Origin of the sequence: Anabaena sp. 54, from assembly GCF_017355725.1 — a bacterium.
Taxonomy (GTDB): Bacteria; Cyanobacteriota; Cyanobacteriia; order Cyanobacteriales; family Nostocaceae; genus Dolichospermum; species Dolichospermum heterosporum.
Window position 1 is genome coordinate 1 of the sequence record NZ_JAAVWA010000062.1, and the last position, 9,395, is coordinate 9,395.

6 protein-coding genes and 1 pseudogene are annotated in these 9,395 nt (G+C 39.0%); 6 read left to right on the forward strand and 1 reads right to left on the reverse strand.

Going from position 1 to position 9,395, the window contains the following annotated elements; genetic code table 11:
• Nucleotides 1-183: 183 nt before the first annotated feature.
• From HEQ36_RS25710 to HEQ36_RS25720, 3 genes and pseudogenes are all read left to right on the forward strand, one after another.
• Nucleotides 184-1,443, forward strand: coding sequence for an RNA-guided endonuclease TnpB family protein (locus tag HEQ36_RS25710; RefSeq protein ID WP_053539853.1), 1,260 nt, complete (start codon nucleotides 184-186; stop codon nucleotides 1,441-1,443).
• A gap of 40 nt (nucleotides 1,444-1,483) precedes the next feature.
• On the forward strand, nucleotides 1,484-2,347 hold the full coding sequence (locus tag HEQ36_RS25715; RefSeq protein WP_053539854.1) for a hypothetical protein: 864 nt from the start codon (nucleotides 1,484-1,486) through the stop codon (nucleotides 2,345-2,347).
• Between the two features lie 298 nt (nucleotides 2,348-2,645).
• Nucleotides 2,646-3,606: pseudogene (locus HEQ36_RS25720) on the forward strand (IS110 family transposase).
• A 171-nt stretch (nucleotides 3,607-3,777) separates the two neighbouring features.
• Here HEQ36_RS25720 and ctpB read toward each other — a convergent pair.
• Nucleotides 3,778-5,112 (reverse strand): carboxyl-terminal processing protease CtpB, encoded by a 1,335-nt coding sequence (gene ctpB / locus HEQ36_RS25725; protein WP_053539855.1) that lies wholly within the window; start codon nucleotides 5,110-5,112, stop codon nucleotides 3,778-3,780.
• A gap of 855 nt (nucleotides 5,113-5,967) precedes the next feature.
• On the opposite strand from ctpB, the gene HEQ36_RS26130 reads away from it, so the two are divergent.
• From HEQ36_RS26130 to HEQ36_RS25735, 3 genes are all read left to right on the forward strand, one after another.
• Nucleotides 5,968-6,105 (forward strand): 4-Cys prefix domain-containing protein, encoded by a 138-nt coding sequence (locus tag HEQ36_RS26130; protein WP_325064582.1) that lies wholly within the window; start codon nucleotides 5,968-5,970, stop codon nucleotides 6,103-6,105.
• Between the two features lie 596 nt (nucleotides 6,106-6,701).
• Entirely contained in the window at nucleotides 6,702-7,154 is a 453-nt protein-coding gene (locus HEQ36_RS25730; RefSeq protein WP_168635442.1) for a DUF29 domain-containing protein, read from the forward strand.
• A 780-nt stretch (nucleotides 7,155-7,934) separates the two neighbouring features.
• Nucleotides 7,935-9,263: a four-carbon acid sugar kinase family protein gene (locus HEQ36_RS25735; RefSeq protein WP_168635441.1), complete on the forward strand. Its 1,329-nt coding sequence runs from the start codon at nucleotides 7,935-7,937 to the stop codon at nucleotides 9,261-9,263.
• Nucleotides 9,264-9,395 lie beyond the last annotated feature (132 nt).

Below are 9,395 nucleotides of genomic sequence, written 5' to 3' on the forward strand. Positions count from 1 at the left end.
GTTAAAACCGCACGAGTAGGCTTTCCCCCGCGCTCTAAAGAGACGCGGCTCCCAGCCTTCCCGCAATCTCCTGGTGGGAATTAGACGGGTTTTCGACCAAAGCGACAGCAAGGGAGAAAAACATGGAGGCAATTCACAAATCTTGTGTTACACTATTTCGTAATAAATACTTTTCACTCTAATATGCTCAAAATTGTCAAAGTCAGATTATATCCAAATGCCCAACAACAGCAATCATTAGCACAAGCTTTTGGTAGCTGTCGTTGGCTATGGAATTATTTTTTGAATTTGATGAACGAAACTTATAAAGAGACAGGTAAAGGATTGTCTGGATACGAAGTTAAAAAGATAATTCCTCAACTAAAGAAAGAACATGAGTGGCTATCTTTAACCTATTCTCAGTGCTTGCAACAAGTCTGTTTAAACCTGGGAGTTGCATTTAACAATTTCTTTGAAAAAAGAGCTAAATACCCCAAGTTTAAATCTAAGCATGGTAAGCAGTCTATTCAATATCCTCAAAATGTTAAAATTGCTGATCATCAATTAATCCTACCAAAAATAGGGAAAGTATCAGCAATTATTCATCGAGAGATTGAAGGGAAAATTAAAACCGTAACCATCACCAAAAATTGTAGTGAACAATATTTTGCTGCAATTTTATTTGAAGATGGCAAAGATAAACCAGAGTTAATTGCAGAAGGCAAAGCAATAGGTATTGATTTGGGGCTAACTCATTTTGCAATTACCAGTGATGGTTCTAAATTTGATAACCCCAGAATACTTAATAAGCATGAGAAAAACTTAAAATTAAAACAACAGCAATTATCTAGAAAACAAAAAGGCTCTAACAACCGAAATAAAGCTAGAAAGAAAGTTGCTAGAGTTCATAGAAAGATAACTAATTGTAGAGAAGATTTTCTTCATAAACTATCTCGTAGGATAGTTAACGAAAACCAAGTTATTGTGGTAGAAAATCTTCATGTTAAGGGCATGATGCAAAATCACTGCCTAGCCAAATCTATTCAACAAGTTGGTTGGGGAATGTTTTGTACCATGCTTAAATACAAAGCAGAAAATGAAGGCAAAATTTATCAAGAAGTTGATAGATTCTTCCCGTCATCAAAAACTTGTCATGTATGCCTTAATCAAGTGGGAAGTTTGCCACTAGATATAAGATTTTGGACTTGCGAGAAGTGTCAGACCAAGCATGATAGAGACATTAATGCAGCGATAAACCTCAGAGATGAGGGACTACGAATTTTGACCTCTGGAACGGGGGATAAAGCGATGAAGTGTGGTCTTGGGGGTTTCCCCCATGAACAACTTCATCAAGAAGCCTGTCGCCCAGAAGTAAGTCGCAGTAATAGAGGACGCAAGAAGTCTACTACTGTGTTTTTTGCTGGACAGGAAGCCGACACTGTACCGTCAGGTCAGTGTGGGTAGTTCACTCTGTAATGAGTACCCGAAAACAAACATAAACACGATGATGATTAGCATACTACGTAAATTTACGATTGTTTGTTTAGCCTTGACCTTGTGCTTAACAACTGTCGCTTGTGGAGGAGGAAACGACGCTAATTCCTCAAGTAAGAACGTTAGCCAAACCGCTACTCCCACCAAGTTAAATGATGGTCAGTATGAAGTACAACAGGGTACATACAACGATGCCAATGGTGAGTATACCTTGTTTTTACTCAATAACAATCCCCCCAGCTTTGCCACAGAAAAGCTACAAATGGCACGATTGACTGATGATGAAATCAAAGCAGGTAAGAAAACTTACTTAAAAGTAGAAAATAGTCAGCCAATCTTATACATGACTGAAGACTTCAAACTTGAGTACGTCCATAATGTCACTGAAACCAGAAACAATCCCCAAACCGGACAACCGGAAACTGTAATTGTCCGTCAGCAAAGTAGTTTTTGGGCCCCTTTTGCCGGAGCTTTAGTTGGTAATGTTGCGGGACAAGCTATTAGTAGTATGTTATTTAGACCTCAATATTATGTTCCCCCCGTGTATCAGCCCGGTGGAATCATGAATGGTTACGGTGGCTATGGTTCTAACTATGACTCGGCTGTTTCTAGTTACCGTTCTCGCTACAATGAACCACCCGCAGCAGTGAGAAATCGCACGGCTTTCCGCACCACAGGAAACATCAGAAATTCCTCTTCAGGAACCGCAAACCGCACCTCCACTGGACGAGCTTCTGGTTCTGGTTTTGGTGGTAGTACCCTTCGTCCTTCTGGTAACTCTAGCTCTACCCGACGCAATTCTGGTAGTAGTTTTGGTAGTGGTGGACGTTCTTCCAGTCGTCGTTCTTCCGGTTTCGGTAGCAGAAGAAGATAGGCAATTTATTCATTAACTCTTGATTCTTAGGTTGGGTTGTGGGCTGAACCCAACCTTGTATCTTAGAGGTATGTTAGAAGAAGTGGTAGACCGTCCCAACCTGGGTCAGAAAAGACCGCTTTGTAGCAAGGATCACCACAACAATCTCCATGACAGAACTCGAACAGTCGCCTGGGGTAAAAACTATGAACAAAGACATAGATAATATAGCCCGTATCGTGCAAGGATGAGTGAAATCAAGGGGATGAATAAAAACAAAACAAATTAAAAAGAAGTAATTGAAATTGGAGAGTTAAAAATGGATTATATCTCCCAATGGGTAGGCATTGACGTAAGTAAAGCAACACTTGATGTTTATATCCGTCCAATGGGTAAAGCATTTCAATTTGCTAATACTGAAACAGAAATAGCTAATCTAGTTAAGCAACTTCAATCTAACGATTTAAACCTAATCGTACTGGAAGCAACAGGAGGACTAGAAACAGAATTAATCATTCAATTGCAAGCGGCTCTTTTACCAGTAGCATTAATCAATCCTCGTCAGGGAAGAGACTTTGCTAAAGCTACAGGTAAGTTAGCCAAAACCGATGCCATTGATGCACAGATTTTGGCGCATTTCGGTGAAGCAATGAAACCGGAGGTGTTAGCATTTTGATTGTGAAATGTCACGTCAATTAGGCGAATTAATTAGTCGCCGAAGACAATTAGTAGAAATGTCTACAGCGGAAAAGAATCGCCGTGACCGCGCTCGTGGTAAAGCTTTGACAGATATTGAATCCCATATTGATTATCTTGAGCAACATCTTCAACAACTCAATCAAGAAATTGAGACGTTGACCCAAAATAATCAACAATGGATTGATAAAGTCAATCTACTCAAAACTACTCCTGGCATTGGTCAAGTAATTTCTACCACTTTAGTTTCTGACTTACCAGAATTAGGTCAATTAACTGCCAAACAAATCTCTCGCTTAGTTGGTGTTGCACCAATTAATCATGATAGTGGTCAGCACAAAGGTAAGCGCATGATTAATGGTGGTCGCGCCCATGTTCGTGCCATTCTTTATATGGGTGCTGTTGTTGCCATGCGTCATAATCCTGTTATCAAAACTTTTTATGAGCGCTTGGTTGAACGTGGTAAACCCAAAAAATTGGCCATTACTGCTTGCGTTCATAAAATGTTAGTTATTTTAAATGCGATGATTCGAGATCATCTTCCTTGGTCTATTTCTCAAGACTCACAACCAATTTCTGCATAAAGTTCTACTGTCGTTTTTATACCTCCAATCTAGTTTGGTAATTTATGGCAATCTATAATTTACCTGTTTTGTTCTGTTCTGTTTTTCTCCTCTATTTTCTGACTTTTTTCCTAGACTTTAAATTTTTCCTTAACGATCGCTTGACAATCAAGACAGTCGCTACAATGAATGCTAAAACTTCAAGTCTTTCGCATTGACACTAATAGACTGAGGATTTTGATTTGTCACTGATTGTGCTAGTTTGCCATTAGAAAGAACAGCAATAGCACGGGTATATTGGGGATCGCTATTTGTACCAATTAAATTCGGATTAGAAGCTAATTGGCGTTCTTGAGTTTGGGTCAAGTCCAGCTTGATATCGGGAGCAATTCCTTTATGATTGATGTCTGTACCATTTGGTGTATAGTAATGGGCAATAGTCACAGCTAAACCTGAACCATCTCCTAGTTCATGGACTGACTGTACCAAAGCCTTACCGAAGGTTTGACTACCAACAACTACAGCCCGTTTATTATCTTTGAGTGCGCCAGTGAGGATTTCACTAGCACTAGCGGAATTACCGTCAACTAAAATTGCTAAAGGTAGCTTGGTAATTGCTGTCTGATTGGCTTTTGTTTGAGAGCTTGATCCTTTGCGGTCTACGGTTTTGACGATATGACCATCATCTAGCCACATCCGGGCGATTTCTATACTCGCATTTAATAAACCACCAGGATTACCTCGCAAATCTAAAACGTAGGAATCAACTTTTTGGGCTTTTAAAGTGCGAATAGCTACCCGCATTTGATCCGCCGCATGGGAGCTAAATTCTTGTAACCGAATATATCCTACTCGGCGACCAGATTCTTGTTTGAGGGTATACCGGACTGTGGGAACTTCTATAGTTGCCCTTGTTAATTTAACGTTGAATTTGTTATTTGGTCTTTCTAAATCTAAGCTGACAGAAGTACCTATTTGACCACGAATCAATTTTGAGGCATCTTCTACTGTCATTTTTAGGGTAGATTTGCCATCTATTGCCAAAATCTCATCGCCTGATTTCAGTCCAGCTTTGAGGGCTGGAGAGTTTTCTATGGCTTCTATAACCGTGAGGCGTTTGGTTTTTTCGTTAACTTGCATCCGAATCCCAATCCCGGACACTTCCCCAGATGTTTGGTTTGTCAGGGATTCATATTGTTTGGGGTTCATAAACCGGGTGTAGGGATCACCTAGCTTTTGTAAAGCCTCGCGGATTGCTACATAAGCCTCGTCTTTAGAAGTATAGTCTTTACTTAATAGACTTTGCCTGACCGCTTGCCAATCTTGTTGGTTAAATTTTCCATCAACATATTCACGATTCACCAACTGCCAAACTTGGTCAACTAATGCTTTCGGACTATCTTGTAAAGCAGCATGAACGCAGCGTGTCCAAGCTTGACCAAATACAGATATAGTAGCAGTTGTGGCGATCGCTCCACCAATCAGGGCAGCTTGGAGCGGTGAGTAACGTTTCGCAGATTGGTTCATGTATATTAGCTGAAATAGTTGTGTTTTTGACAGTTTATCAATCAGAATTTTCTGATGTTTGCTAGTTTTTTTATCCTAATAACCTTGATAATTCATCTACCTTTGGTTTTTTGTTAATGATCAGTTAGATATTTTATTTGTCGGTTAACAAATACGGTTCGAGTTGATCAGTTTTTTTACAGAACAATCCAAGTATGTAATACTTAGGTGAGTGTCACTTGTAAATGCCCAATTATTTCCCTTCACCATAGCACTTTCTTCGCTGAGTAGCTGTGATTTGCCTCAATAGATAGTTAAAGTTTTATTAACTATTTATGCTTGATAAATGTACTATCAACTTGATTAATTCATTTTCAGGGCAGATTTAAGTAATTGTGACAATTGTTACAAAAATTATTTTGGGAGTTAAATCTGCTCCTGATTTTTTGGCTGGGTTTACCAATATAACGCTAGTACCCCAAGGCGGAAGTCAAAAGTCAAAAGTCAAAAATAATATGGCGTTAGGACTTGCGCGCTGTACAAATTCACGATGATGTGCATGAACATTTCAGCATAGTATATTTTAGGTAAAGTTTGTTGATTTTAACCTAACTTGTGATTTATATACTTTCTATCATAGGCGATCGCCCTCAATCCAGCTTCACAAAATATTAATTTAACCCACGCAGGTGAGTTTTGTCTGTGTAGACGCGGTTTCTAACTCCTGCATCTCTAAAAATCTGTTCTATGGTGCGTCAGATATCAACAATCTGTTTATTTGCAGGATTTATCCAGTCTGACGCACCCTACCAATGTGCTGCTTATTTTGAGTAAATTAAGGTAGAATATCGGATAAATGTGCTACTTACCAAGATTATGAGCCTGTGCATCAATCCTAGCTGCTCAAAGCCGCAAAATCCAGATAATCTCCTCTTTTGTGAAACCTGTGGTTCAGGGTTGTTGCTACAAAACCGCTATCGGGTAGTAGTTAGGCTAGGAGTTGGTGGGTGTTGATGGATTTAATTAATTGTCTGAATCAGGATTTACAGGATTTAAGGATGTACAGGATTTGATTGGTGGGTGTTGATGGATTTAATTAATTGTCTGAATCAGGATTTACAGGATTTGAGGATTTACAGGATTTGATTTTTGGGAATTTGTCTGAATCAGGATATCCAGGATTTGAAGATTTACAGGATTTGATTGGTGGGTGTTGATGAGATTTAATTAATTGTCTGAATCAGGATGTACAGGATTTAAGGATGTACAGGATTTGATTGGTGGGTGTTGATGGAAGTTTAAGGTAAATTATGTAGGTTTAATCAAAAATGAATAATCAAATCCCCAAAAGAAAAATGATAACCAACATCCTGAGAATCCTCAAATCCTGGATATCCTGATTCAGACAAAGAAAGTGATGAAATTTAAGGTAAATTATGTATGTTCAATCAAAAATGAATAATCAAATCCCCAAAAGAAAAATGATAACCAACATCCTGAAAATCCTGAAATCCTGTACTTCGACTTCGCTCAGTAACCAGACATCCTGATTCTGATAATCAACCAAAACTAAGTTAAAATACAATAAATAGCAAAATCCTCACCAGTATATGGTTACATCAACACAATCAACAACCCAAACCTTATACGATCAAGATTATTACCTGTGGATCAGAACAACCATTAACCAACTGCGTACAGGAGAGTTTTCTGCTATTGACTTAGAGAATTTATTAGAAGAATTAGAAACTATGGGTAGAAGTGAGAAACGAGCAATTAAAAGTTTATTAACTAAGCTACTTGAACATCTACTCAAGCTAAAATATTGGGATAAGGAAAGAGAAAGAAATCAAGGATATTGGAAAGGAGAAATCAGGAATTTTCGTATGCAAATAAAAGATCAACTCAAAGATAGTCCTAGTTTAAAACCTTACATTTTAGAAATATTTGATCAATGTTATCAAGAAGCAAGAAAATTAGTCAGCGATCGCTCAGAATTTTCTCTTGACATATTCCGCCTTACCCCCATTGCTTCCTTAGAACAAATCCTAGATGAAAACTGATTTCCTAACTCCGGTAACACCCGAAGTAACATTAGCGACAGAGAACAGGTAATATCTGCACTACAACTAAGTAGGTGAACACAATAAAACCAAACTGTGTAAAGAAACGTAAAATCGCTGAAAACTTCTTTACTATTGCCTCTTGCCTCTTGCCTCTTGCCTTGCTATAACGACAATTTTCAACGTCAACCTACTTAATTCGAGAAGATTTAGTCCGCGCTTTGAGAAGTGAACGGATTTTGCGCGATAATAAAAAACTGCTTGCTAATAACCAAGATTTAGTGGTAAATAATTTAGCTAATCTGCAAACCTTACAAGTTAGTAGTTAAGCTAGTGAATATGCTCAACTTCTTAATCAATCATTGCAGATTGCCTTAGAGAATGTTTTAAAAGTGGTATCCCGTAATTTTCATCACATTGTTACCCCCCTTTACCCTTGCAAAGGGCGGTAACAATAAAAATCCAGTTCCCTCCCCTTTATAAGGGGAGGGCTAGGGAGGGGTAAAACATTTGATACAGCAGCCCGACAAGCAAAGAAGAAAAACGGTTTAAATTGCTTTCCTCCAATTTGCCCTTACACAATTGATCAAATTTTAGATGTCGAATATCTACCACCATTCACATAAGTAGGTGAACACAATAAAACCAAACTGTGTAAAGAAACGTAAAATCGCCCAAACCCTCTTCACTCTTGCCTCTTGCCTCTGGTTACTGAGCGAAGTCGAAGTATTGCCTTTTGCCTTGCCATAACGACAATTTTCAACGCCAACCTACTTATTTATGAATAACCAACCTAAAATAATTGTCCTTGATGATGATCCCACTGGTTCACAAACCGTCCATAGTTGTTTACTCTTAATGCGTTGGGATGTAGAAACCTTACGTTTAGGACTAAAAGATGATGCTCCCATTTTCTTCATTTTAACAAATACTCGTTCCCTCACCCCAGAAGCAGCCGCATCTGTAACTAGAGAAGTTTGTCATAACCTGAAACTTGCCTTAGCAGCGGAAAAAATCGCCGATTTTCTTGTAGTTAGTCGTTCTGACTCTACCTTACGGGGACATTATCCCATAGAAACTGATGTGATTGCCGAAGAACTCGGTCCCTTTGATGCTCATTTTCTTGTACCAGCATTTTTTGAAGGGGGAAGAATTACCCGCGACAGTATTCATTATCTAATTATTGATGATGTTCCCACTCCTGTACATGAAACAGAATTTGCCCGTGATTCTGTTTTTGGGTATAATTACAGCTATCTGCCTAAATATGTAGAAGAAAAAACTAAGGGGCGGATTAAAGAAGATAATGTTACTAGATTTTTACTCGCAGATATCCGTGCTGGTAGTTTAGAAAGTTTGTTACAACTTGAGAATAATCAGTGTGCTGTTGTAGACGGGGAAAATCAAGAGGATCTGAATACCTTTGCGGTAGATGTATTAACAGCCGCAAGTCGGGGAAAACGCTTTTTATTCCGTTCTGCTGCTAGTATTTTAACAGCTTTGGCTGCCTTGCCACCTCAACCCATTGCTGCTGAAAATATGGCAAAATATGTGCGCGGTGGTAAACCCGGTGTAATTATTGTTGGTTCTCACGTTAAAAAGACAACTCAACAGTTAGAATCATTATTAAAAGTTGAGGGGACGGTAGGTATAGAAGTGAATGTGGGCAGATTACTTGAGAATGGGGTAAATGAATCTGCTAAACTGCTAATCGAGATTATCGAAAATGTCAAAGTAGTACATGGTGCTGGTAAAACGCCAGTAGTTTATACTAGCCGTCAGGAATTGGCTTTTAAAGATGTCAAAACTAGATTAGATTTTGGCAATACAGTTTCAGCTTTACTTATGGATATTGTCCAGGGTTTACCATCTGATCTAGGATTCCTAATCAGTAAGGGGGGTATTACTTCTAACGATGTCTTGAGTACGGGACTGGCTTTAACTTCAGCCCGATTACTCGGTCAAATTTTAGCAGGTTGTTCAATGGTAATTACCCCATCTGATCATCCCCTGTTTCCTAATTTGCCAGTGGTGTTGTTTCCCGGTAATGTCGGTAATACTGATGCTTTAGGATTAGTTTATCAAAGATTGATAGGAAATAGGGAATAGGCAAGAGGCAAGAGGCAAGAGGCAAGAGGCAAGGGGCAAGAGGCAAGAGGCAAGGGGCAAGAGGCAAGAGGCAAGAGGCAAGAGGCAAGAGGCAAGGGGCAAGAGGCAAGAGGCAAGAGGCAAGGGGCAAGA

Bases quoted from the DNA above. Each gene is read 5' to 3' on its own strand.
- HEQ36_RS25730 (WP_168635442.1), top strand. From the start codon at position 6,702: ATGGTTACATCAACACAATCAACAACCCAAACCTTATACGATCAAGAT.
- HEQ36_RS25735 (WP_168635441.1), top strand. From the start codon at position 7,935: ATGAATAACCAACCTAAAATAATTGTCCTTGATGATGATCCCACTGGT.
- HEQ36_RS25715 (WP_053539854.1), top strand. From the start codon at position 1,484: ATGATGATTAGCATACTACGTAAATTTACGATTGTTTGTTTAGCCTTG.
- ctpB (WP_053539855.1), bottom strand. From the start codon at position 5,112: ATGAACCAATCTGCGAAACGTTACTCACCGCTCCAAGCTGCCCTGATT.
- HEQ36_RS25710 (WP_053539853.1), top strand. From the start codon at position 184: ATGCTCAAAATTGTCAAAGTCAGATTATATCCAAATGCCCAACAACAG.
- HEQ36_RS26130 (WP_325064582.1), top strand. From the start codon at position 5,968: ATGAGCCTGTGCATCAATCCTAGCTGCTCAAAGCCGCAAAATCCAGAT.